This is a genomic window from Actinomadura oligospora ATCC 43269, assembly GCF_000518265.1.
Classification (GTDB): domain Bacteria; phylum Actinomycetota; class Actinomycetes; order Streptosporangiales; family Streptosporangiaceae; genus Spirillospora; species Spirillospora oligospora.
The window spans coordinates 30207-52892 of sequence record NZ_JADG01000013.1 but is presented as its reverse complement, the minus strand read 5'-3'; the positions used below and the strand labels follow the sequence as shown (position 1 = coordinate 52892).

Genomic DNA, 22686 nt, shown 5'->3' with positions numbered 1-22686 from the left:
CCGGGTCATTCGCGGGCGGCGGCGAGGGTGACGGGGGCGGGGCGGGTCGCGGACCGGGTGGTGAGGACGCTGGTCAGGCTCGAGATCCCGAACGCCCCGAGGACGATCAGGACGATCAGCGTCCACGGGACGGCGAGGATCTCGGTCCCGGACGGCCCGAACAGGAACCCGCCGAGCGCGGCGAACGCGACGACCAGGCCGAGGCCGACCCCGATCAGCGTCACCCCGGACGCCTCCAGCAGCGCGGCCTGGACGACCTGGCGGCGGGACAGCCCGGTCAGCCGCGCGACGGCGAACTCGCGGCGGCGCTCGGTCCCGGCGATGACCATGGCGTTGACGATCGCGACGATCGCGTAGACCGCGGACAGGCCCATCAGGACCATCATCACGCTGTTGTTCTCCTTCATCTGGCGGCCGACCCGCGCGTCCGCCCACGCCGAGACGGTCTCGACCTTGCCGATCCGCAGGTCCCGCAGCCGGTTCGCGACGTCCGCCGGGTTCGTCCCCGCCGCGACCTTGACGGTCGTCTCGGACTCGGCCTTGGCGAGCATGTCCGGCGGCAGCAGCGAGCGCGGGACGAAGAACGCGTCGGCGTTGTTCTCCAGGGTGGCGGGCATCCGCGCGACGACCTTGAGCCTCACCTTCCGGCCGCCGATCTCGGCGACGGCGGTGGTGCCCGTCCGGATGCCGTCCTCGGCCGAGCCGGGCCCGGCCATGGCGGCCCTGCCGCGCAGCTCGCCGAACGTCCCGGAGACCGGCTTCAGCGTGTGCGTGGCCTGGTAGGCGGCCGGGTCGATGGCGAAGATCCCGGACCTGACCTTCTTCTTCTGGCGTCGTCCGTCCTCGGTGCGGGACACCGTGAGCACGATGTCGGCGACCGTGGACGTCGACGCCGCCTGGACGCCCGGCACCGACGCGATCCTCGCGGCGTCCGCGCCGGTGGACGTGACCACGTACTCGCCGACGATCCTGCGCTTGACGTCCGCGCCGCCCGCCTTGGCCTGCGTGCCGAGCATCGCCATGAGCCCGACGACCAGCGCGGTCAGCACGATCATCGGGGCGGCGGTCGCGGCGGCGCGGCGCCTGCCGTCCCGCAGGTTGGCCTGGGCGAGCTCGGCGAGCGGCCCGAACCGGGTGAACGGCCGCAGCAGGTGTCCCGCCAGCGGGACGACCAGGGGACTCAGCGAGCTCAGCCCGATCGCCCCGGCGAAGGACACGCCCATCGCGATCAGCATCGCGCCGAGGAAGTCGGCCTTCCCCTCGCCCGACACCATGAGGGCGGTCAGCGCGAGCATGGTCACGCCCCAGATCCAGCGGCCGAGCGTCATGACCCGCGCGGCGCCCCCGATCTCGCGCAGCGCCTCCAGCGGGCGGACCCGCGCCGCCCGGACGGTCGCGGCGACCGAGCCCGTCAGGGCCATCCCGACGCCCGCGCACACCGACGCGATGAGCACGCCGTTGTCCCACTGCGGCGCGAACGAGCCGGGCAGGATCCCGGTCGAGGTCAGCAGGTACGCCTGGATCCACATCAGCGGGATCCCGAACAGGATCCCGCCCGCCGAGCCGAGCAGCCCGAGCAGCACCGCCTCGCCGAACAGCAGCGTCATCACCTGGGGACGGCTGCCGCCGAGCGTGCGCAGCAGCGCGAGGTCGGCGCGGCGCTGCGCGACGGTGAACGCGAACGTCGAGCCGACGATGAACACCGCGAGGAAGCAGGCCAGCATGGCCGTCATCCCGAGCAGCGACCCGGCCCCCTCGTAGGCGTCCCTGAGCCGCTCGGCCTCGCGCGGCGAGGTCCCGGCCGGGATCGCCGGGTCCTCCGCCCCGAGCGACACCATGATCGACGCCTGGACGAGCCCGACCCCGAACACCACGGTCAGCAGCGCCCCCGCGAACAGCGTCCAGCGCTCGCGGAAGGTGCTCCACGACATCCGCCACACGGGTCAGTCCTCCAGGGTCGCGAGCCGGTCGGCGACGTCGCGGGCGGACGCCCCGACGAGCCGGTCCACCAGGCGGCCGTCGCGCAGGAACACCACCGCGTCGGCGGCAGCGGCGGCGACCGGGTCGTGCGTGACCATGACGACGCACTGCGCCGGGCTTCCGTCCTGCGGGCCGGGCGAGTCCACGACCCGGCGCATCAGGTCCAGGACGGTGCGGGCGGAGCGGGAGTCGAGCGCGCCGGTCGGCTCGTCCGCGAACAGGACGTCCGGACGGGTCGCCATCGCGCGCGCGATGGCCACGCGCTGCTGCTGGCCGCCGGACAGCTCGCGCGGACGGTGCTTCCCGCGATCGGCGAGGCCGACGTCGGCGAGCGCCGCCCTGACCGTGCGGCGGTCCAGGCGCGCCCGGGCCAGGCGCATCGGCAGGGCGACGTTCTGCTCGGCGGTCAGCGCGCCGACGAGGTTGAAGTTCTGGAAGACGAACCCGAGCGAGCGCCGCCGCAGGTCGGTGAGGACGGCCTCGGGCGCGCGGGTGATGTCGCGTCCTGCGACGACGACGCGTCCCTCGTCGGCCCGGTCGAGCCCGGCGGCGCAGTGCAGCAGCGTGGACTTGCCGGAGCCGGACGGGCCCATCACGGCCGTCCAGGTGCCGGACGGGAACGCGATGCTGACCCCGTCGAGGGCCGTGACGGTCGTGTCGCCGGACCCGTAGCGGCGCACGACGGACTGGAGCTCGACGGCGGGCGGGGCCAGCGGCGAAGGCCCCTGCGGGATCGGTGGCATCCCGTACGGGGCGGCGGGGCGGGGGGCTGGGAACGTCATACTCCGATCCCATCCGTTCCGTCCCTCCGCCGGAACGGGGGCATCCACCGGATCGGCCTTCGGGTTCTCCCCACCCCTCCCGAACCCTCCCGGGGCCCTTCACATACAGGCAGCCTGTATGTATGGTCGGCGCATGACCCGACGACTCGACCGCGACACGACGGTCTCCGGCCTGATGGCCGAGTTCCGCGCCTTCGCCGACCTGGTGGAGGGCCTGACCGAGGACGAATGGAACACCCCGACGCGATGCGACGGATGGCTCGTCCGGGACGTCGCCGCGCACGTGCTGGGCAACATCGTGGACGTCATCGCCGGGGAGGCGGGCCACCGCTCCCCCGACGACCAGGCGCACGCGCTGCGCGAGGACTCCCCCGCCGACTACGCGACGACGCTGCGCGCGGCGGTCGACGCCCTGGAACCCCGGTTCGCCCGGCTGACCGACGAGCTGTGGGCCGCCCCCGGCCCCCTCGACCGGACGATCGGCAACGGCGTCACGATGCTCTGGTACGACGCCTACGTCCACACCGACGACGTCCGCGACGCGCTCGGCCGCCCGGCCGCGTCCGGCCCCGGCCTCGGCGCGGCGCTGTCCTGGCTCCGCGACGAACTGGAGGACCGCGTCGCCGTCACGCTCCGCCTGGACGGCTACCCCGAGGCCGAGGTCGGCGGCGGCGGGACGGTCGTGACCGGCGACCCGCACCGCTTCGTCCTCGTCGCGACCGGACGGCTCGACGCGTCCACGCTGGGCCTCCCCCCTCAGGTGAACGTCCACGGCGCGCATTGACCGCGGGCCCGTGGGCAGGGACCGCGCGCCCGTGGGCAGGGACCGCGCGCCCGTGGGCGGTGATCGTGCGTGGCGGGCGGGGGTCGCACGGCGGGCGATGACCGGGCAGCGCGCTCAGGTCCCTACCATGTGCGCATGAGCAGGAAGGTCGAGCAGGGCGACGCGACACGGCAGCGGCTCGTGGACACGGCCGTCGCCCTGTTCACCGAACACGGCTTCGCCGGGACGTCCACGACGGCGGTGGTGAAGGCGGCGGGCGTCACGAGGGGCGCGCTCTACCACCACTTCGCCGACAAGGAGGCCCTCTTCGAGGCCGCCTACCAGCAGGTCCAGCGGGAGGTCGCGGACCGTTGCGCCGCCGCCGCGCAGGCGGTCGCGCCCACCCCGAAGGACCGGCTGTGCGCGGGCATGGCCGCCTACCTGGACGCCTGCCTGGAGCCGCACGTCCAGCGCGTCCTGCTGAGGGAGGGACCGCTCGTCCTCGGCTGGGAGCGGTCGGTCACCTACGACGACCCGTACTGCGCCCGCAGGCCGATGCGCACGGGGCTGCGCGAGGCCGAGCGGCTCGGGCTCGTCCCGGCCGGACGGGCCGACGCCCTCGCCCACCTGCTGTTCGGCGCCGCCAACCAGGCCGGGGCGGCGATCGCCGTGGCGTCCGACCCGGCCGCCGCCCGCGCGGAGATCGGCGCGGCCATGGACGACCTGATCACCCGCCTCCTCACCCCCTGACCGGACATGTACGGGTAGGTGACCACCGGCGGAACTTTCGCCTTTCGGGTGGCCGACCCTATGCTCCTGCCCGTTCGTGTGCTTCTGTGATCTGTTTCCGGACACACCGGGACGGCCTACGGGGAGGCCACAAATGGAACCACGACGGAGGACGCGCGGAATCGGGGCCGCGCCCACCACCAAGCTCACCGCCACGCTCGCCGGCGTCGCGCTCGTGGCGTCGACTGCCGCCGCGTGCGGTTCGAGCGGCGCGAAGGCCGCGCCGCCACCGTCCACGAAGCCCGCGCCGGCGACGCCCGCCGGACGCGCCGCGCCGCCCGTCGAGATGCCGACCGGCCCGAAGGCCCACTTCACCTTCTCGCACAGGACGTCCGGCGGCCCGATCATGGTCACCACGCTCAAGGGCGCGAAGTCCGGCGTCACGGGCAAGGTGTGGGTCTGGCTGCCGCCGGAGTACAAGGACCCGCGCTACGCGCGGAGCGGCTTCCCGGTGCTGATGCTCTACACCGGCAACACCGGCGTGAACTACAACTTCTGGGCTCACGAAGAGGTCGAGCCGATGCAGAAGACCGCCGTCCAGATGGAGAAGCGCCACAAGGCGCACCCGTTCATCATGGTCATGCCGGTGCTCCAGATGTCCACGGGCCAGGACACCGAGTGCAGCGACATCCCGGGCATGCCGAAGATGGGCACGTTCCTGGGCGACGACGTCTACAGGATGGTCAAGGCCAACTTCCGGACGCTCCCCGGACGCGACGGCTGGGGCCTCGGCGGCGCGTCGTCCGGCGCGTTCTGCGCGGTGAAGCTGGCGCTCCAGCATCCCGGCCGGTACCGGTCGGCGATGTCGTGGGCCGGGTACTTCGAGCCCGAGCCCCAGGCCGGGCCGCACTGGACGCCGCAGCAGATGCGCGCGAACAGCCCGGTCGAGATGGTCAAAAAGCATCCGGACGTCCGGCTTTACCTCCTCGCGGGCGACCGCAAGCTGTTCCGGTCCGACAAGGAACGGATCGTGGCGTTCCAGCGGCTCGTCCGGCCGCCCACGACCGTCCAGGTGAGGATCCAGAAGAACGGCGGGCACTACACCGCCGATCTCCAGAAGCTGCTGCCGGACATCCTCGGCTGGTTCACCAGGAACCTGGAGGCCCCGGTCCCTGCCGGGTAGTGGCCGCCTAGGCCAGGGCGTCCAGGTTCGCGGTGAGCTCGCGCATCGCGCGGACGCCCAGGTCGGCGGGGGAACCGGGCCCCGAGTCGGGCTCGTCGCCGAGCGCCCAGGTCTCGACGGCGACGCGGATCGCCGCGCTCGCCGCGGCGGCGGCCAGACGCGTGTCGAACCCGGCAGGACGTCCGGTCAGGTCGGCGAGGATCGGGACGAGCCGCTCCTCGGTGTCGTGGTTGACGCGCAGCCACACCGCGCGCAGCGCCGGATCGGCGTGCGCGGCGCGAAGCAGGCCGCGGGTCCAGGTGAAGGACGCGCGGCCCTCGTCGTCGGCGGGAGCGAGCGCTTGTCCGGCCGCCGAGACCAGCGCGTCCCTGAGGGGCTGGTCGCGGGCGGTCTCGGCGAGCAGCCGCAGCCAGCGTTCCGCGCCCTGCGCGAGCAGCGGCGCGATCGCGTCCTCCTTGGTGCGGAAGTACCGGTAGAAGGTGCGCAGCCCGACCCCGGCGCGCCGCGCGACGGCCTCCGCCGTCACGTCGGCCGACGCCGCGCCCGCCTTGCCCCCCGCGCCGGATCCGGCGAACAGTTCGGCCGCCGCCAGGGCGATCTCCATCTGGGTCGCGGCGCGGCGGCGCTCGGTCAGGGTCGTCCCGCGGTCCGTCATGGCTCCATCGTAGGCATAAAGTGCAGGAGTGGCACGTTGTGCCATATAGACACAATCTGCCAATGGAGGTAGGGATCATGGACCGCTTCGAGGGACGCCGCGTCATCGTCACCGGGGCCGGGTCGGGCATCGGCCGCGCCACCGTCCACCGCCTGCTGAGCGAGGGCGCCCGGGTCACCGGCTTCGACGTGAACGCCGCGGGGCTCGAGGAGACCGCCGGGCTGGCCGCCGCGAACGGCTCCGCCGACCGGCTGACCACCACGGCCCTGGACATCTCGGACGAGGCCGCCGTGAAGTCCGGCGTGTCCGCGGCCGTCGCGGACATGGGCGGGCTGGACGTGCTGGTCAACGCGGCGGGCATCCTCCGCTCCGCGCACACGCACGAGACCACGCTGGACTTCTGGAACACCGTCCTGAAGATCAACCTGACCGGGACGTTCCTGGTGACGCGCGAGGCTCTGCCCGCGCTGCTCGCCACCGGCCGGGGCGTCGTCGTGAACTTCTCGTCCACCTCGGCGAGCTTCGCGCACCCCTACATGGCCGCGTACGCCGCGTCCAAGGGCGGGATCCAGTCGTTCACGCACGTCCTGGCCGGCGAGTACGCCAAGCAGGGCCTGCGCGCGGTGTCGGTCGCGCCCGGCTCGATCGAGAGCGGCATGACGACCGGACGCGGCCCCGGCCTGCCCGAGGACGCCGACATGAGCCTGTTCGTCAAGCTCGCCCCGGCCCTCGGCCAGGGCTTCGCGGGCCCGGAGACCGTCGCGGGCGTCGTCGCGATGCTCGCCTCGGACGACGGCGCGTTCGTCACCGGCACCGAGGTCCGCATCGACGGCGGCACCCACTTCTGATCACGCGAGATCCCCCATCACGCCGGGCCCGGGCGGAGCGTCCGGGCCCCGCGCGTTGGTCAGAGGTCCCTGGTGGCGGTCTCGTAGCGGCGGATCGTGTCGATGAAGACGCGGCGCTCGGACGGGGTGAGGGGTTCGAGGGCGGTGCGCCAGGCGTCGGCGCCGCGGGCCAGCCAGCCGTGGATGCCGTCGACGTGGTCCGGCGCGATCGCGACGATCGTGCGGCGGCGGTCGGCGTCGTCCGCGCGGCGCTCCAGGATGCCCTGGCGGGCGAGGTCGCCGACCATGAGGCTGACCGTCGTCGGGGCCACCTCCAGGCGCTCGGCCAGGGCGTTCACCGGCATCGGGCCGTCGAAGACCAGGTAGCCGAGCAGGGAGAGGTGGCGCGGCGCGAGCGCGAACCCCGAGAGCGACGCGGGCGGCGGCAGCTTCTTCGTCCGGCCGACCAGACGCGGCATGAGCAGCAGCATCGCGCGGATGCCCGTCTCGACGTCCGCGCCCTCGACGTCCGCGCCCTCGCCCTCCGGCCCCGTTGACATACAGATACCTTTGCATCCAAAGTAGATTTGCTTGCAAAGCAAACATGATTCGGCGGGTTCAGCTTAAGCGGAGGCCAGGGGCATGACCTATACCGAGTTCAACCGTCCGGTCGTCGAGGAGTTCCGGGGCAACGGCGGGAAGGTCGGCGGGTACTTCGCCGGGACGCCGCTGCTGCTTCTCACCACCACGGGCTCCCGGTCCGGGGAGCCCCGGACCACGCCGCTCGCCTACCAGGAGGACGACCACGGACGGCCCGTCGTCTTCGCCACCAACGCGGGCAGCGACGACGACCCGCTCTGGTTCCGCAACCTGGTCGAGGACCCGCGCGTCACCGTCGAGATCGGGACGTCCACGTACGCGGCGACCGCGATCCCGGCGCACGGCGACGAGCGCGACCGGCTGTTCGCGCGGATGGTCGAGTCGTCCGAGGCGTTCGGCGAGTACCAGAAGCGGACGACCCGGACGTTCCCGGTCGTCGTCCTGTACGAGGTCGACCCGGAGCGCGAGAACGCGATCGGCGCCCAGCTCGCCCTCGTCCACGAGGACCTCCGGACCGCCCTCGGCGACCTGCTCGAGGTCGCCGCCTTCGGCACAGCCCCCACGCCCAGGCTGCTGGAGCAACTGCGCACGCACTGCCTCACCTTCTGCGGCGACCTGGAGTCGCACCACGGCAAGGAGGAGGGCGTCTTCCCGCGCATCGAGCGGCTGTACCCGAGCCTCACCCCGACGCTGGACGAACTGCGCCGCCAGCACGTCGTCCTCGCGGAGAAGCGCGCCGAGCTGGAGGCCCTCTGCGCTCGGGCCGACCTCGACCCGGAGGAGCGCCGCGAGGAGATCGAGCGGCTGTCGATCGAGATCGACGCCCACTTCGCCGACGAGGAACGCCGCCTGATCCCCGTCCTGGACGTCGTCGACCCCGCCGCGCTCCGCGGCCCGGCTTAGCCGCCGCGCACACCGCGGGGCCCGGAAAATAAGGCTATTGCCCGATCCCCGGATCCTCCGGGCGGCAGACGATGGGGATTCCCATCCTCTGTCCCCCGCGAGGAGCGTGACCCGTGAGCGTCCAGGATGTCCCGGTCAGGGCCCCCGCAACCGTCCGGCCGCCGATCCTCACCAAGGCGTACGTGACGCTGGGCGGGCTCTCGTTCGGCGGGATGGCCAGCTGCTACCTGCTGATGTCGACGATGCCGCTGTTCGCGGCGCGGAACGGCGGAGGCGGCTTCGGGGCGGGGCTGACGACGGGCGCGATGATGCTCGCGACGATCCTGCTGGAGCCGGTGACGCCCAGGATGGCGAGCCGGTACGGATACCGCGTGACGCTCGCGGCCGCGCTCCTGCTCTTGGGGCTGCCATCGCTGCTGCCGCTCGCGTCGGGCACGCTGCCCGTCGTGCTGCTGGCCTGCGCGCTGCGCGGCGCGGGGCTCGGGATCCTGGTCGTCGCGGGCACGGCGCTGATCGCCGAGACCGTCGCGCCCGAGCGGCGGAGCGAGGCGCTCGGGATCTACGGGGTCGCGGTCGGGATCCCCGCGCTGTCCTGCCTGCCGCTCGGGCTCTGGCTCAGCGAGCACGCCGGGTTCGGCGTGCTGTTCGTGGCGGCGGCGGTGGTCGCGGTCGCCCCGCTGGTCGCCCTGGGCGGACTGCCCGGTCTGCGCCACGCCCGCGACGGGAGCGAGGACGCGCCGCCCGAGCACGGCGGGCTGATCGCCGCCGCCCTGCGGCCGGAGCTGGCCCGTCCCGCGATCATGTTCGCGGCGATCACGTTCACCACCGGCGTGCTCCAGACGTTCCTGCCGCTCGCGGTGCACGGCGCGACGGCCGGGCTCGCGGCCGGGTCGCTGTTCGCCATGTCCCTCGCGACGCCGTTCACGCGCTGGCTGTCCGGCCGGTTCGCCGACCGGTACGGGTCGCGGGCGCTGCTCGTCCCGATGGTGGTGCTGACCACGGCCGGGGCCGCCACGCTCGTCTGGACGGGCAGCCCGGTCGCGGTGATCGTCGGGCCGGGGCTGTTCGGGGCCGGGTTCGGCATCGCGCAGACGGCCACGCTGGCGCTGATGCTCGGACGCGTGACCCGGACCGAGTACGGCCGGGTCAGCGCGCTGTGGAACATCGCGTACGACGCGGGGATCGGCGTCGGCGCGGTCGGGTTCGGCATCGTGGTGTCCGTCGCGTCCTACGCGGGCGGGTTCGCGATCACGGCCGGGCTGCTCGCGCTCACGATCGTCCCGGTCTGGCTGGACCGGCGCACGAGGTAGTCCTTCAGCGCGATGTTCTCGGCCGTCTTCCGGACGCTGTTCGCGATCATCTTCTTGCCCGGCAGGTACGGCATGAGCTTGTAGTTCTGCCGCAGCAGCCACGCGATCACGCGGTTCTCCGGCACCATCAGCCTCGCGACGCCCTGCCCCTGCTTCTGGCAGCCCGCGACGTACTCGCGCATCGCCTCCTCGTAGCGGGCGAACGCGACGACGTGGTCGCCACCGGCCTCGGCCAGCTCGCCCGCGAGGACGTACGCGGCGACCATGGCGAGGCCGGTGCCCATCCCGGACAGCGAGGACGGGCAGTACGCGGCGTCCCCGAGGAGGGCGACGCGACCGCGCGTCCAGCCGTCCATGCGGACCTGGCTGACCGAGTCGAAGTAGAAGTCGGGGGCGTCCGCCATCATGCCGAGCAGCCGGTCGGACTCCCAGCCGTTGCCCGCGAACGTCTCGGCGAGCAGCCGCTGCTGCGCGGCGACGTCCCTGCGGTCGATGTCGGTGAGCGGCGCGCCGAAGTAGAACACGGCCTTGGCCTCGGTGTTCTCCCGCGCGCTGTACATCGTGACGACCTTGCCGGGCGTGGTGTACGCGAGGCCCGCGTGGTCGATGCCGAGGTGGTTCGGGACGGTGAAGATCGCGCAGTAGAGGCCGAGGTGGGACACGTGGTCCTCCTCCGGCCCGAACGCGAGCCGCCGGACGCCCGAGTGCAGGCCGTCCGCGCCGATGACCAGGTCGTAGCGTCCGACCGCGCCGCTGTCGAAGGTGACGGTCACGCCTGTGCTCTCTCCAGCGACGCGCTCCTCGTCCATGCGGGCGATCGAGTCGCCGAAGACGTACCGGGTGTACGGCGCGGTCTTCTCGAACAGGATGCGGGCCAGGTCGCCGCGCAGGATCTCCACGTCGCCCGCGAACAGGTCGGCGGGCATGGACGCCAGCTTCTTGCCGTTCGCGTTCACGTAGACCATGGCGCCCGTGTGGGTCTGCTCGCGGCGGATGTCGTCCAGGACGCCCATCTCCCGGAGGATCCGCAGGTGCGCCTCACCCCGGAAGTCGACGGCGTAGCCGCCGTCGCGGAGTCCGGTGGCCTTCTCGACGATCGTGACCGAGTGGCCGTGGCGGTGGAGCCAGTAGGCGAGGGCGGGACCGGCGACCGAGGCGCCCGAGATCAGGATGTTCTTCGTCATGGCCATGACTCTGCGGGAGGCCGCTCACCGCGACCTCACCGCAGGCTCACCGCCGCTGTTCAGAACTCCGGGAGGACATTCAGAGGCGTCTTCTGGACGGTCTCCTCGGACAGGCCCGCCAAGAGCAGAACCTCATCGTGGCTGAGCCGGAGGCCCTCGCGGTACGCGGCCGTATAGGCGTCGTCCCCGAGCTGTTCGCGCACCGTCTCCTCGATCTCCGTGACGTCGGGATCGGCCACCGCGTCCATGCCGCGTAGGACGGTCGCCGCGCCGAGCATGCGCGCGGCCTCCTTCCCTTCGTGCACGTGCGCGAGCGCGACGACGGCGCGTGCCGCCTCCGATAGCGCTCCGATGACGGCGGCCACTTCGACGGCCTGACGGTAGAGGTCGGCTGCCTTCGGGGCGGGTTCGGCGATGCGTCCTAGGCCGATGAGGGTGCGGACGCGGTTTCCGACGCTCTTCACCCAGGTCGCGTCGAAGCGGTCGAGCGCCTCTTCGTAGAGGCGTTGCGCTTCGTCCTTGTCACCCTTGGCCAGGGCCATATCGGCCTGACCGCGCAGGGCGGCTGCGAGGCAGGTGGCGTTCCCGGCGCGGCGGGCCACGGCGGCGGCCTCGGCGTAGTCGGCGCGGGCGGCCTCCGGGTCGTCCGCCGCGCGGAGGTCGCCGCGGTTGCAGAGCAGGTCGGCGAGGTCGTCGGCCGCGCCGAGCTCCCCGGCGAGCGTCAGGGCCTCGTCGGTGAGGGCGACCGCGCGGGCGGTGTCGCCGGTCGTCGCGGCGAGCCCGGCCAGGGCGTCCAGCGCGAGCGCCGTCCCCCAACGTTCGCCCAGCTGGCGGAAGCCGTCGGCGGCCGTCTGGTACTCCTGTTCGGCCTGCGCGAGGTCACCCTGCGCGAGCTGCGGGTAGCCGGACATCAGGTGCGCCGCCGCCCGCGCCCACCGGTCCGGGCTCTCGCGCTCGGCCATCAGCGTCCTGTACTGGACGCTCACGTCGCCGCCGCCGACCGAGTTCATGAGCCACTGCAACGCGGTCATGGAGTTCCTGAGCGGACGGTCCGCCTCGGCGAGCGCGGACGCGGCGCGCTCGCGCTGCCGGTCGGTCGCGTGCGTCCCGGCGATCGTGACGCAGACGGCGTACTCCTCGGGCGGGAGGTCGACGGACGGATCGGACGCCTCCAGGTCCAGGATCGCGGCGGCGAGAGGGGCGGCCGAGCCCGCCAGGCCCCGGATCCAGAGGTAGATCGACATGGCCGTGAGCAGGCGGGACGCGGTGCCGACGCGCCCCGCCCCGATGGCTCGGCGGAGGGCGGCGAACAGGTCGTCGTGCTCGGCGGCGAGCCGGTCGAGGGCCGCGAGCTGGCCGGATCCGAGCAGGTCGGCATCGGCGGTGAGGGCAAGGAGATGGGCGGTGTGCGCGGCGTGGAACTCGTCCGTCTCGCCCGCTTCGTCCAGCTTCTCGGTGCCGTAGGCGCGGATCGTCTCCAGCATCCGGTAGCGGCCTTGGGAGAAGTCGAGAAGCGAGCGGTCGGCGAGCGCCGTCAGGGTCTCCTCGTCCGCGCGCGCGACCTTCAGCGCGGTGGCGGCGGTGGCTCCTCCGGCGAACACGGTGAAACGGCGTGCCGCCGCGCGTTCGTCCTCGGTGAGCAGCTCCCAGCTCCAGTCGACGACGGCGCGGAGCGTCCGGTGCCGGGCGTCGGCGGTGCGGCTGCCGCGCGCGAGCAGCGCGAACCGGTCGTCCAGGCGTTCGGCCACGTCGGGCAGCTCGTGCGTGCGCAGCCGGGCCGCCGCCAGCTCGATCGCGAGCGGCAGGTCGTCCAGCGCGGCGCAGACCTTCCGGACGAGCGGCCCGTCCAGGACGACGTCGCGGCGCGCGGCCCTCGCCCGCTCCTCGAACAGGCGCGCGGCGTCGTCCTGCGGGAGCGGGCGGACCTGCCACAGCCGCTCCCCCGCCACGTCCAGCGGCTCCCGGCTCGTCGCGAGGATCCGCAGGTCAGGGCACTCGGAGAGGAGCCGCCAGGCCAGGTTCGCCGCGTCCCCGACCACATGCTCGCAGTTGTCCAGGACGAGCAGCAGACGGCGTTCGGCGAGCGCGGCGACCAGGCGCTCCTCGGGGTCCGGGTCGCCGCCGCCGCCGCTCAGCAGGCCGCGTTCGCGCAGGCCGAGGGCCTGGAGCACCGCCTGCGCGGGGTCGGCGACGGGCGCGAGCGGCGCGAACGCGACCTCGCCGTCCCAGCGCCGCGCGACCTCCCCGGACAGCCGCGTCTTGCCGACGCCGCCCGGCCCGAAGAGGGTGACGAGGCGTCCGCTCGCGAGGCCGTCCAGGACTCCGGCGAGGTCGTCGTCCCGTCCGACGAAACCACTGATGGGAGTGCCGGGACGGGCCGTCCGGGGGCGCGGCCTCGCCGCCGGGGGCGGCGCGGCGGCCGTGCCCTGGAGGAGGGCCCGGTGAAGAGCGGTCAGCTCGGGTGAGGGGTCGGCGCCCAGTTCGTCCGCCAGCAGGACGCGCGTCTCCTCGAAGAAGGTGAGCGCCTCGGCCTGCCGTCCGCCCGCCGCGAGCGCCCGCATGAGCAGGGCGCGCAGGTCCTCGCGCAGTGGATGCCGGGCGACCAGGTCGCGCAGTTCGGCGACGGCGGCGTCGTGGCGGCCCAGCGCGAGGTCCGCCTCGGCGCGGGCGACGAGCGCGGCGAACCGCAGCTCGTCCAGCCGGGTGGCCGCCGCGCCGCCGGACGCCGTCTCCGCCGCGTCCGCGAAGGCCGGGCCGCGCCACAGGCCGAGCGCCTCGGCGAGCAGGTCGGCGGCGCGGGACGCGTCCCCGGCCGCGAGCGCCGCCCGGCCGTCCTCCGCCAGGGCCTCGAACCGGGCCGCGTCGGTGTCCGTGCGGGTCAGCCGGTATCCGGCGGGGGTGCTCTCGATGTCGGCGTCCGGGCGCAGGACGCCCCGCAGCCGCGACACCTGCGACTGGAGCGCGTGCGCCGGGCCGCCCCGGCCCGCCTGCCCGCCGCCGGTGTAAAGCTCGTCCGCAAGGCCCTCGGCGGACACCGCCTCTCCCGGCCTGACCAGCAACAACGCCAGCAGAGCGCGGCGTGCCGGGCCACCGAGCGGGACCGGGGTCCCGTCCGTCCGCCACGCCGCCGTCGCTCCGAGAACCCCGAACCGCATGAACGTGATTATCGTCCCGAACCACTCTTTGCGCAGGCCCGACCGTCGGCTGACTACCATGCAGGCCATGACGAGCGGACAGGCACGACCGATCACCGTGGTGGGGGAGCCGATCCTCCACCGCTCCCTGCGTCCGGTGGAGAGCTACGACGCCGACCTCGCGGCCCTGGTGGACGACATGTTCGCCAGCATGTACGAGGCCGACGGCGTCGGGCTCGCCGCGAACCAGATCGGCGTCGACCTGCGCGTCTTCGTCTACGACTGCCCGGACGGCGACGACGTCCACCAGAAGGGCGTGGTCTGCAACCCCACGGTCGTCCTGCCCGAGGGCCCGGACCGCCACCTCGACGACGGTGACGAGGGCTGCCTGTCGGTGCCCGGCCCGCACGCGCCGCTCGCCCGGCCCGACCGCGCCACCTGCCACGGCTTCGACGTGGACGGCAACCCCGTCACCGTCGAGGGGACGGGGCTGCTCGCCCGCTGCCTCCAGCACGAGACCGACCACCTGAACGGCAAGCTCTACATCGACCGCCTCTCCACCCGCGCCCGCAAGAAGGTGCTGCGCGAGATGGAGGAGATCCGCGCCGAGGTCGAGGCCAACGCCCAGGCCGACGCCGAGCAGCCTCTGTAGCGGCCCGCGGTTCAGCCGGCGTAGGGCGGCTCGGGGAAGTACTGCACGTACTTCTGGACGCCGCGCGCGTGGTCGACGCCGTGCAGCCGGCCGACCAGCCACAGGGCCATGTCGATGCCCGCCGACACGCCCTGGCTGGTGACCACGTTGCCGTCCACGACGAAGCGCTCGCCCCGGACGAGCGTGACGTCCTCGCGCGCGTCCAGCTCGTCCTCGGCGGCCCAGTGCGTCGCGGCGCGCCTGCCGTTCAGCAGGCCCGCGTCGTGCAGCAGCAGCGAACCGGTGCACACGCTGGTCACCCATCGCGCCTTCGGCGCGGTCGCCGCGAGCCAGCCGGTGATCGCGGGGTCCTTCCCGGCCTGGACGCGCCCGTTCCCTCCCGGGACGAGCAGGACGTCCAGGTCGGGGTGGTCGTCGATGGTGTGGTCCGGCAGCACCCGCATGCCCTTGTTGCACCGGACGGGCCCGTCCGTCGCGGCGATCAGCACCGCGGTGTCCGCGCCCTCCCGGGTCATCGAGGAGGCCGTGAAGATCTCCCAGGGCCCCGCGAAGTCGAGCTCCTCAGCGCCCTCGAACAGCAGCAGTCCGTAGGTGAGCCCCTGCCTGGATCCGTCGGTCGTCATCGGACGTCCCTTCCCGTCGATCGGAATCGTTCGCGATAGTCGGACGGCGCGACCCCGACCGTCCGGTGGAAAGCGCGGCGCAGCGTCTCGCCGGTGCCGAAGCCGAGCCGCCGGGCGAGTGTCTCGACCGGTTCGGCGGTCTCGGCGAGCGCGCGCCGCGCCGCCTCGATCCGGACCCGCTCGACGTATCCGCCGGGCGGGACGCCCATCTCCGCGGTGAACCGGCGCTGCAGCTGCCTCGGGCTGAGCCCGGCGCGTTCGGCCAGGTCGCCGATGCCGTGCCGGTCGCCGGGGCGGGCGTTGACCGCGTCCACGGCCGTCCGGATGGGGTCGCTCCCCGGACGGGCCGTCCACAGCGGGACGCTGAACTGCGACTGGCTGCCGGGGCGGCGCAGGAACAGCACCAGCTCGCGGGCGACCGTGTGCGCGACGTCCCGGCCGAGGTCGTCCTCGACCAGGGCGAGCGCGAGGTCCATCCCGGCGGTCACGCCCGCCGAGGTCCAGACCCGGCCGTCCCGGACGTAGATGGGGTCGCAGTCGACCACGGCCTCCGGATGCGCCCGGCGGACCTGCTCCGCGCGCTCCCAGTGCGTCGTGACGCGCCTGCCGCCGAGCAGGTCCGCCGCGCCGAGCAGCAGCACGCCGCTGCACACCGACGCCACCCGCCGCGCGCCCCGCGCCGCGTCCCGGATCCAGCCGACCAGCGCCTCGTCCTCGACGGCCGCGTCCACCCCGGCCCCGCCCACGACCACGACCGTGTCGACGCCCTCGGACGGGTCCAGGTCGCGGACGCCGTGCCGGGCGACGACCGGCAGCCCGCTGAAGGCCCGGACCTCCCCGGCCTCGGGCGCGACGACCAGGCACTCGTACCGCCCGGTGAACGAGAACACCTCGAACGGACCGGACAGGTCGAGCGACTGGAACCCGTCGAAGACGACGAACACGACACGCTTCACGCCTCCGAGCGTGCCGCCCGGCGGGCGATGGCGTCAACGACGCCTACCCCACAGATCGCGCCAAACGGCGCGCGGCGCATTATTCCGCGAATTATCAGTTGACAACGGACCCGGGTTTCCCACTAATATCGCTGCCATGGAGCTGTGAAACATCTTCCGGGTTGAGCCGCCCGCCACGTGCCCGTCCTGAACGACGGCCCGCACGTCCGCGGCCCGCTCCCCGTCTCCCCCACCGGCCGTCCTTCGGTCTCGTCGTGCACGCCTGTCACGCCGTCACACGCGCGTCCAGCCATGCCCGACGCCTGCCCGCGGACCGCCGACCCTTCTTATCGCGGCCTTTCACAGGCCGAATTCGAGCATGCCCGGAGGTGTCTCTTTATGCGATTCCAAAACAACGACGAAACGCCCTTCGCCAAGGCCATCGCGAAGAAGAAGTCCAAGAACGACTTCAAGAATCCGCGCGCGGCCTCCCTGGCGGACCACGGGCGCAGGAACGCCGGGCGCACGCCCACCCGGCAGTTCAACCGAGGCCGCTAGTCCCCCGTCCGGCCGCCCCGCCCGGGGCGGCCGGACTCTGCTGCCGGGTAGCCCTCACTCCTGCGCGCGGACGAGCTGGTAGAGCGCGTGGTCCTGCCAGCGTCCCGCGATCTTGCAGTAGTCCGGAGCGACCCCGTACCGGACGAAGCCGTTGCGCCCCAGCACCCGCTGCGAGCGCTCGTTGTGCACGAGCGTCGCGGCCTGCACGCGGTGCAGGTCGAGGCTCTCGAACGCGATCCGCACGATCTCCGCGACCGCGCGCGTGGCCAGGCCGCGCCCGTTCGCCGCGCCGCTCACCCAGTACCCGAGGTGCGCGTTCTGGAAGGCCCCGCGGACGATGTCGACCAGGTTGACGCGTCCGGCGATCGCGCCGTCGTCGTCCAGGATCACGCGCGGCACCGCCCTCCCGCGCGCGTGGTCGTCCAGCATCACGGCCAGCACGTCCCCCTGCCCGGCCTCGGTGAAGAACCGCTCCTCGCGGACGGGCTCCCAGGGCGCGAGGAACTCCCGGTTCGCGCGGTACAGGTCGGCGAGCTCGGCCGCGTCCGCAAGGGTGACAAGTCGGGTGATGCTCATCCGCCCATGATCGCCGAATCGGGACGCCCCTGACGAACCGGGCTCAGCCCCCGTCCGCGCGGTCAGTCGGCGGGCATGACGCTTCCGGAGTCGTGGTGCTCGGGCGCGGGGCCCTCCTGCGCGGGCTGCTGCTCGAGGGCCTCGCGGAGCTGCTCCTCCTGCTCCTCCGACAGCGAGGTCTGGATGACCTGGCCGCCGAACTGCGCGAGTTCGGGCAGCACCTTGTCCGGCGTGCTCTTGGTGATGAGCAGGAAGACCGCCGCCGCGCCCGGACGCAGGCCCTCGCCGAGGCGGCGCATGAACGCGTCGTCGATGCCGAGGTCGGTGACCGCGCCCATCGCGGCACCGGTCGCGCCGCCGATGGCCGCGCCGATCAGCGGCTGGAGGAAGATCAGCCCGATCAGCCCGCCCCAGAGCGCGCCGCCCGCCGCGCCCCCACGGACCGTGTGCACCGCCTGGTGCAGCTTGATCTTCCCGTCCTCGCGGCGCTCGACCACCACCGCGTCCTGGACCTCGATGATGTGCTGCGTCTGGAGCTCCCGGACCTTCTCCCGGACCCGCTTGGCGGTCTCCACGTCGTTGTAGGCGATCGCCACGAGATCACTCATCGTCGGTTCCCCCCGATCCTTCCGGACGGCCGTTCCACCGCCCCCCGGAGGGACCCATACCCACGCTTAATGAGCTTCCACCGGCCTGACCTGCGCGTTCACCCCCGGCCGTGCAGGGCGCGGTGCAGCTCCCGGATCTCCTCGGCGAACTCCTCCACCGGCCCGTCCACCGGGACGCCCGGCGCGACCGCGTTCACGGCGAGCGGACGGACGGGCGCGGGCGCCACGCCCAGCTCGTCCAGCCAGACGACGAGCTGCATCGTCGAGGACGCGTAGACGATGCGCCCGAGGCCGACCCAGGCGTGCGCGGCCGAGCACATCGCGCAGTGCTCGCCGGAGGTGTACACGGTCGCCTGCTCGCGCTTGGACGCCGGGACGTTCTCAGCCGCCCAGCGCGCGATCTCGAACTCGGGATGCCGGGTCCGGTCGCCGCCCTTGACGCGGTTGCGGTCCTCGAACAGCACCTCGCCGGACGCCGACACCAGCACCGAGCCGAACGGCTCGTCGCCGTCCGCGAGGGCCTCGGCGGCCAGGTCCACGCAGCGGCGCAGGTGCGCGCGCTCGGTCTCGGTCGGCTCGTACCAGGTCATCGGTCCCCCTCGGTCTGTCCCCAAGCCGAGGTTAGGCGATCGTCACCTGCTGATCGTCGGGCAGGTGGTCGCGGCCGTCGCCGCTGTTGCGGACGGGCGGCAGGCCGCGCTCGGCGAACACCCGCTTGGCGACGAGCGTCGCGTTGATCGCGCGCGGCATCCCGGCGTAGACGGCCGCGTGCAGCAGCGCCTCGGAGATCTCCGTGGCGGTCAGCCCGACGTTCAGCGCCGCGTTGATGTGCACGTCCAGCTCGATCTCGCAGCCGCCGAGCGCGGTCAGGATGCCGAGGGTGACCAGCTGGCGGTCGCGCGGCGGCAGCTCGGGCCGCGCGTACATGTCGCCGAAGGCCCAGGCCACGACCTGGTGGCCGAGCTCGGGCGACACGTCGCCGAGCGACGCGACGACGCGGCGCCCGCCCTCGCCGTCCACCCGCTCCAGGATCTCCATGCCGTGCTCGAAACGCTCGTTCCGGTTCATCGCGTGCTCCCTTGTCGCATCCGTTCAGGCGATGTCCCGATCCTGTCCCGGCGCGGCCGGGCAGCTGCCCTGGAGGCATGTGACTCTATGCTTGCTATGCCTGGGAGGTATGGATGGAGATTCGGCTGCTCGGCTACGTCGTCGCGATCGCCGAGGAGGGGTCGGTCAGCGCGGCGGCGCGGCGGATGCACCTCACGCAGCCGACGCTGAGCCGTCAGCTGCGCGACCTGGAGCGGGAGCTCGGCACACGGCTGTTCGAGCGGGAGGGCCGCGGGCTCGTGCCGACCGAGGCCGGGCGGGCGCTGCTGCGCCGGGCCCGGGTGATCCTCGCCGAGGCGGACGCGGCGTTGGAGGACGTCCGGCTCGCCGCGCGCGGGCTGTCCGGACGGCTCACCGTCGCGTTCGGGCCGTCCGGGATCAACGGGCCGCTCGGCGGCGCGCTCGGCAGGCTGCGCCGCGAGCTGCCGGGCGTCGACCTGCGGCTGGAGGAGAGCTTCAGCGACGCCGACATGTCCGACGGCGTCCTGTCCGGCCGGTACGACCTGTCCGTCCACCGCCTGCCCGGACGGGACGCGCGGCTCGCGGCCCAGGTGTGGTGGCGGGAGCCGATGACGCTGTTCGTCCCGGAGAACCACGCGCTCGCGGCCGGGACGGGCCCGCTGGCGCTGAGCGCGCTCGGCCGGATCCCGCTGGTGCTGTGGCCGCGCGAGGCGTCGGCGCGCTCGCACGACGAGATCATCGCGCTGTGCGACCGGGCCGGGGTCGTGCCCGTGATCGCGGCCGAGGGACGCACCGTCCCGACGCTGCTCGCGCTGGTCGCGGCCGGGTTCGGCGGCGCGGTGCTGCCCGACGCGATGCGCTCGCTGCGCCGGGTCGGGGTGGCCGCGCGCCCGCTGGCCGGGACGTCCACGGCGCAGCACCTGGTGTGGCGCGCGGACGATCCGAACCCGCTGGTCGGACGCGCCCGCGCCGCGCTCGCCGAGCTCGGGCGGGGCGGGGTGCCCGGCCGGCCGCCCGCGGGGTGACGGCGGCCGGCCGGGGAGCGGGGGGCCGGTCACCTGGCCGGGGCGACGGCCAGGCGACCGGCCGGAGGTCAGCCGACGTCGACGCCGTAGGCGCCGAGGACGGGTCCGACCGGCTGGAAGAAGGTCTCGCCGCCGGACGAGCAGTCGCCGCTGCCGCCGGAGGTGAGGCCGAGGGCGGAGGTCCCGTCGAACAGCGAGCCGCCGCTGTCGCCGGGCTCGGCGCAGACGTCGGTGTCGATCAGTCCGTAGACGGTGCCCTCCTGGTAGTTGACCGTCGCGTCCAGGCCCTGGACGGTGCCGCCGTGCACGCCGGACGTGCTGCCGCTGCGCTGCACGGACTCGCCGACGTAGGCGTCCGCGGCCTGCGTGATCGGCTGCGTGGTGCCGTCGTACAGGTCCACGTCGCTCGGGTGGTCGACGTTCCCGGTGTACTGGACGATCGCGTAGTCGGTGCCCGGGAAGCGGCTGTCGTAGGTCTGGCCGAGCACGTTCCCGGACTCGTCGGTCCAGGTCGCCGCCTCGTTCCCGCAGTGACCCGCGGTGATGAAGTAGTCCGTGCCGCCCGGGTCGTGCACGTTGAAGCCGAGCGAGCAGCGGATGTTCCCGCCGTAGATCGCGTCGCCGCCGCTGATCAGCGGCCTGAAAGCGCCACGGACGTGCTTGATCCGCACCGCGGGGCCGAGTTCGGCCGCCGCGGCCTTGACCTTGGCGAGCCTCGCGCCGGTGACCGTCCGGTCCACCGACAGGACGACCTGGTCGGTGCGCGGATCGATGGACCACGCGGTGCCGGGCACCTTCGCGGTCCTGCCGAGCCGGGCGGTCGCGGCGCGCAGCGCGGAGCCGTCGCGGCCGACCGTGCGGGCCTCGACTCCGGCGGCGCGGACCGTCCGCGCGTCGGCGTCATTGGTGACCGTGACGACCAGCTTGTGGCTCGCCCGGTCGACGTAGGCGCCCGCCGAACGTCCGCCGAGCTGCTTGGCCAACTCTCGGGCGGTCGTCGCGGGGTCGTGCGGCTTGGGCTGGGCCGCGTGCGCGCCGGGTGCGGCGGCAGCGGTCAGCGCCACGGCGGCGAGGACGGTCAGTCCGGCACGCCTGGGCAGGTGGTGGGAGCTCACGGGGCCTATCCCTCCGTGGGACGAGGGCGCGTACCTTGGCGACGCGCCCGCGGGCGACCGGTCGCTCCTGAGCACACCCCAACCGTCGGCCTCGCGCGGGTCCCAGTCGCGCGTGGCCGCTTGAGCGGCCCCCTCGGCTATGGCGGCACCGAGGGGACCGCACCGTCGCGGTCGGCTCCGGACGCGACGCGCCCTTGGCGGTGGAGCACACCCGACGGCGGGGTGGGAGCCCCGGTCTCCATGCAGCCTGAACGTCCCCCCATAGCAGGACAATGGTTGCGGATGCCGCATAGGGCAATCCCTATGCCGCGCGAGTCGTCGGGGAGGCGCCGGAAGACGTCGTTGCGCCCGGGAACCTGGATATGTAAGGTCCTGATTGTGCGAATGAACGAGGGCGTCGAGTGGGCGGTGCACGTCTGCCTCCTGCTCGACTGGATGGGGACGGGCGAGCCGGTGTCGACGACGCGGCTCGCGGCGGGCTACGAGCTGCCGCCCCCGTACCTCAACAAGCAGCTCCAGGCGCTCGCCCGCGCCGGGATCCTCGCCTCCACGCCGGGCGCGCGCGGCGGGTTCCGGCTGGTCAGGCCGCTGGAGAAGATCACCCTGATGGACGTGGTGACCGCGATCGAGGGCCCGGACGAGGCGTTCCAGTGCACCGAGATCCGGCGACAGGGCATGGGCGCGAACCATCCGGAGAGCAGCTTCGAGCTGCCCTGCACCGTCCGCACCGCGATGCGCGACGCCGAGTTCGCCTGGCGGCGCGCGCTGGCCGCGCAGACCCTCGCCGACCTCAAGGCCAAGACCGAGCGCATGTCACCGGCGCTGGGTGACCGCATCCGCGCCTGGTACGAGCTCAACTGATTCCCCCCGGCAGGCCCGCCCTCCGCGCGGGCCACGAATCTGGATATAAAGTATCCAGGAAGGAACCGTCATGCAGGCCCGACTGAGCACCATCCGGACCACGACCGCCGACGCCTACAAGGCGATGCTCTCCCTGGAGGCGGCGCTCGGCCGCGGCACCGTCCCCCGGGTCACGCTCGACCTGCTCCGGCTGCGCGTCAGCCAGATCAACGGCTGCTCGTTCTGCGTCGACATGCACTCCGCCGAGCTGAAGGAGCAGGGCCAGAGCGACCGGCGCGTCTGGTCGCTGGCGGCCTGGCGCGAGTCCACCGTCTACACGGCCGAGGAGCGCGCCGCGCTGAACCTGGCCGAGTACGCCACCCGCATCGCCGACACCCCCGACGCCGTCCCGGACGCGGTCTGGGACGAGGCCGCCGCCCACTACTCCGAGGACGACCTGGCCTACCTCGTCATGACGATCGCGTCCATCAACGCCTGGAACCGCATCAACGTCACCATCCGCAACACCTCTACCTACGAGGCGCACCGGCCCCCTTCTCACCAAGGGTGACCGCCTCTTTACGCGACGCCGAGGCTGGCTTATGGTGAACGCGAAGGGTCCGAACGCATGGCATT

The 22686-nt window shown here is 73.3% G+C and carries 24 protein-coding genes; 11 read left to right on the top strand and 13 right to left on the bottom strand.

All coding sequences use genetic code 11. The features are described from left to right. Positions 1 to 5: 5 nt before the first annotated feature. Both P696_RS0122300 and P696_RS0122295 read right to left on the bottom strand, forming a co-directional pair. Positions 6 to 1931 carry an FtsX-like permease family protein gene (locus P696_RS0122300; protein WP_157429855.1) on the bottom strand — a complete coding sequence of 642 codons (1926 nt, stop codon included), beginning with the start codon at positions 1929 to 1931 and terminating at the stop codon, positions 6 to 8. Between the two features lie 12 nt (positions 1932 to 1943). Further along, entirely contained in the window at positions 1944 to 2723 is a 780-nt protein-coding gene (locus tag P696_RS0122295; protein ID WP_051468002.1) for an ABC transporter ATP-binding protein, read from the bottom strand. Positions 2724 to 2895: 172 nt separating this feature from the next. On the opposite strand from P696_RS0122295, the gene P696_RS0122290 reads away from it, so the two are divergent. The 3 genes from P696_RS0122290 to P696_RS47310 all read left to right on the top strand — a co-directional run bounded on the left by P696_RS0122290 (position 2896) and on the right by P696_RS47310 (position 5437). Next, positions 2896 to 3546, top strand: coding sequence for a maleylpyruvate isomerase family mycothiol-dependent enzyme (locus tag P696_RS0122290; protein WP_026414071.1), 651 nt, complete (start codon positions 2896 to 2898; stop codon positions 3544 to 3546). A gap of 135 nt (positions 3547 to 3681) precedes the next feature. Next, the gene (locus P696_RS0122285) at positions 3682 to 4275 is read left to right on the top strand and encodes a TetR/AcrR family transcriptional regulator (RefSeq protein ID WP_026414070.1); all 594 of its coding nucleotides are present in this window, start codon (positions 3682 to 3684) and stop codon (positions 4273 to 4275) included. A 133-nt stretch (positions 4276 to 4408) separates the two neighbouring features. After that, the gene (locus P696_RS47310; RefSeq protein WP_051468001.1) at positions 4409 to 5437 is read left to right on the top strand and encodes an alpha/beta hydrolase; all 1029 of its coding nucleotides are present in this window, start codon (positions 4409 to 4411) and stop codon (positions 5435 to 5437) included. A 7-nt stretch (positions 5438 to 5444) separates the two neighbouring features. Here the strand turns inward: P696_RS47310 and P696_RS0122275 are convergent, their stop codons facing one another. Next, on the bottom strand, positions 5445 to 6092 hold the full coding sequence (locus P696_RS0122275) for a TetR/AcrR family transcriptional regulator (protein WP_026414069.1): 648 nt from the start codon (positions 6090 to 6092) through the stop codon (positions 5445 to 5447). Between the two features lie 62 nt (positions 6093 to 6154). On the opposite strand from P696_RS0122275, the gene P696_RS0122270 reads away from it, so the two are divergent. Further along, the gene (locus tag P696_RS0122270; protein WP_245627769.1) at positions 6155 to 6940 is read left to right on the top strand and encodes an SDR family NAD(P)-dependent oxidoreductase; all 786 of its coding nucleotides are present in this window, start codon (positions 6155 to 6157) and stop codon (positions 6938 to 6940) included. Positions 6941 to 6999: 59 nt separating this feature from the next. Here P696_RS0122270 and P696_RS0122265 read toward each other — a convergent pair whose 3' ends face one another. Next, the gene (locus tag P696_RS0122265; RefSeq protein WP_026414067.1) at positions 7000 to 7479 is read right to left on the bottom strand and encodes a MarR family transcriptional regulator; all 480 of its coding nucleotides are present in this window, start codon (positions 7477 to 7479) and stop codon (positions 7000 to 7002) included. 82 nt (positions 7480 to 7561) lie between these two features. Between P696_RS0122265 and P696_RS0122260 the strand changes: the two genes are divergently transcribed. Both P696_RS0122260 and P696_RS0122255 read left to right on the top strand, forming a co-directional pair. Further along, on the top strand, positions 7562 to 8422 hold the full coding sequence (locus P696_RS0122260; protein WP_026414066.1) for a nitroreductase/quinone reductase family protein: 861 nt from the start codon (positions 7562 to 7564) through the stop codon (positions 8420 to 8422). 113 nt (positions 8423 to 8535) lie between these two features. Further along, complete coding sequence (locus P696_RS0122255) at positions 8536 to 9732, top strand: MFS transporter (protein ID WP_051468000.1); 1197 nt, start codon at positions 8536 to 8538, stop codon at positions 9730 to 9732. Here the strand turns inward: P696_RS0122255 and P696_RS47305 are convergent. Next, positions 9651 to 10916 carry an FAD-dependent monooxygenase gene (locus P696_RS47305; protein ID WP_051468058.1) on the bottom strand — a complete coding sequence of 422 codons (1266 nt, stop codon included), beginning with the start codon at positions 10914 to 10916 and terminating at the stop codon, positions 9651 to 9653. The genes P696_RS0122255 and P696_RS47305 overlap by 82 nt on opposite strands. A 59-nt stretch (positions 10917 to 10975) precedes the next feature. Next, positions 10976 to 14071 (bottom strand): ATP-binding protein, encoded by a 3096-nt coding sequence (locus P696_RS47300; RefSeq protein ID WP_051467999.1) that lies wholly within the window; start codon positions 14069 to 14071, stop codon positions 10976 to 10978. Between the two features lie 67 nt (positions 14072 to 14138). On the opposite strand from P696_RS47300, the gene def reads away from it, so the two are divergent. Next, on the top strand, positions 14139 to 14702 hold the full coding sequence (gene def / locus P696_RS0122240; RefSeq protein WP_425394160.1) for a peptide deformylase: 564 nt from the start codon (positions 14139 to 14141) through the stop codon (positions 14700 to 14702). An 11-nt stretch (positions 14703 to 14713) separates the two neighbouring features. Here the strand turns inward: def and P696_RS0122235 are convergent, their stop codons facing one another. Together P696_RS0122235 and P696_RS0122230 are read right to left on the bottom strand one after the other, a co-directional pair. Next, the gene (locus P696_RS0122235; RefSeq protein ID WP_026414063.1) at positions 14714 to 15325 is read right to left on the bottom strand and encodes a DJ-1/PfpI family protein; all 612 of its coding nucleotides are present in this window, start codon (positions 15323 to 15325) and stop codon (positions 14714 to 14716) included. After that, positions 15322 to 16281 (bottom strand): GlxA family transcriptional regulator, encoded by a 960-nt coding sequence (locus P696_RS0122230; protein WP_026414062.1) that lies wholly within the window; start codon positions 16279 to 16281, stop codon positions 15322 to 15324. The genes P696_RS0122235 and P696_RS0122230 overlap by 4 nt, the downstream gene beginning before the upstream one ends. A 378-nt stretch (positions 16282 to 16659) precedes the next feature. On the opposite strand from P696_RS0122230, the gene P696_RS56145 reads away from it, so the two are divergent. After that, positions 16660 to 16818, top strand: coding sequence for a hypothetical protein (locus P696_RS56145; protein WP_157429854.1), 159 nt, complete (start codon positions 16660 to 16662; stop codon positions 16816 to 16818). A 54-nt stretch (positions 16819 to 16872) separates the two neighbouring features. Here P696_RS56145 and P696_RS0122220 read toward each other — a convergent pair whose 3' ends face one another. The 4 genes from P696_RS0122220 to P696_RS47290 all read right to left on the bottom strand — a co-directional run bounded on the left by P696_RS0122220 (position 16873) and on the right by P696_RS47290 (position 19070). Next, the gene (locus P696_RS0122220) at positions 16873 to 17394 is read right to left on the bottom strand and encodes a GNAT family N-acetyltransferase (protein ID WP_026414061.1); all 522 of its coding nucleotides are present in this window, start codon (positions 17392 to 17394) and stop codon (positions 16873 to 16875) included. Positions 17395 to 17456: 62 nt separating this feature from the next. Continuing rightward, positions 17457 to 18002, bottom strand: a complete 546-nt coding sequence (locus tag P696_RS47295) for a DUF1269 domain-containing protein (RefSeq protein WP_051467998.1) — start codon at positions 18000 to 18002, stop codon at positions 17457 to 17459. Between the two features lie 98 nt (positions 18003 to 18100). Beyond that, positions 18101 to 18592 (bottom strand): nucleoside deaminase, encoded by a 492-nt coding sequence (locus tag P696_RS0122210; RefSeq protein WP_026414060.1) that lies wholly within the window; start codon positions 18590 to 18592, stop codon positions 18101 to 18103. A 31-nt stretch (positions 18593 to 18623) separates the two neighbouring features. Further along, entirely contained in the window at positions 18624 to 19070 is a 447-nt protein-coding gene (locus P696_RS47290) for a carboxymuconolactone decarboxylase family protein (RefSeq protein ID WP_051467997.1), read from the bottom strand. A 113-nt stretch (positions 19071 to 19183) separates the two neighbouring features. On the opposite strand from P696_RS47290, the gene P696_RS47285 reads away from it, so the two are divergent. After that, positions 19184 to 20095 (top strand): LysR family transcriptional regulator, encoded by a 912-nt coding sequence (locus P696_RS47285; RefSeq protein WP_051467996.1) that lies wholly within the window; start codon positions 19184 to 19186, stop codon positions 20093 to 20095. A gap of 68 nt (positions 20096 to 20163) precedes the next feature. On the opposite strand, the gene P696_RS0122195 is transcribed toward P696_RS47285, so the two are convergent. Continuing rightward, positions 20164 to 21210 (bottom strand): S1 family peptidase, encoded by a 1047-nt coding sequence (locus P696_RS0122195; protein ID WP_245627768.1) that lies wholly within the window; start codon positions 21208 to 21210, stop codon positions 20164 to 20166. A gap of 384 nt (positions 21211 to 21594) precedes the next feature. Here P696_RS0122195 and P696_RS0122190 point away from each other — a divergent pair, with 384 nt between their 5' ends. Both P696_RS0122190 and P696_RS47280 read left to right on the top strand, forming a co-directional pair. Then, positions 21595 to 22071, top strand: coding sequence for an RrF2 family transcriptional regulator (locus P696_RS0122190; protein ID WP_211245833.1), 477 nt, complete (start codon positions 21595 to 21597; stop codon positions 22069 to 22071). Positions 22072 to 22141: 70 nt separating this feature from the next. Then, positions 22142 to 22621 (top strand): carboxymuconolactone decarboxylase family protein, encoded by a 480-nt coding sequence (locus P696_RS47280; RefSeq protein ID WP_051467995.1) that lies wholly within the window; start codon positions 22142 to 22144, stop codon positions 22619 to 22621. Positions 22622 to 22686 lie beyond the last annotated feature (65 nt).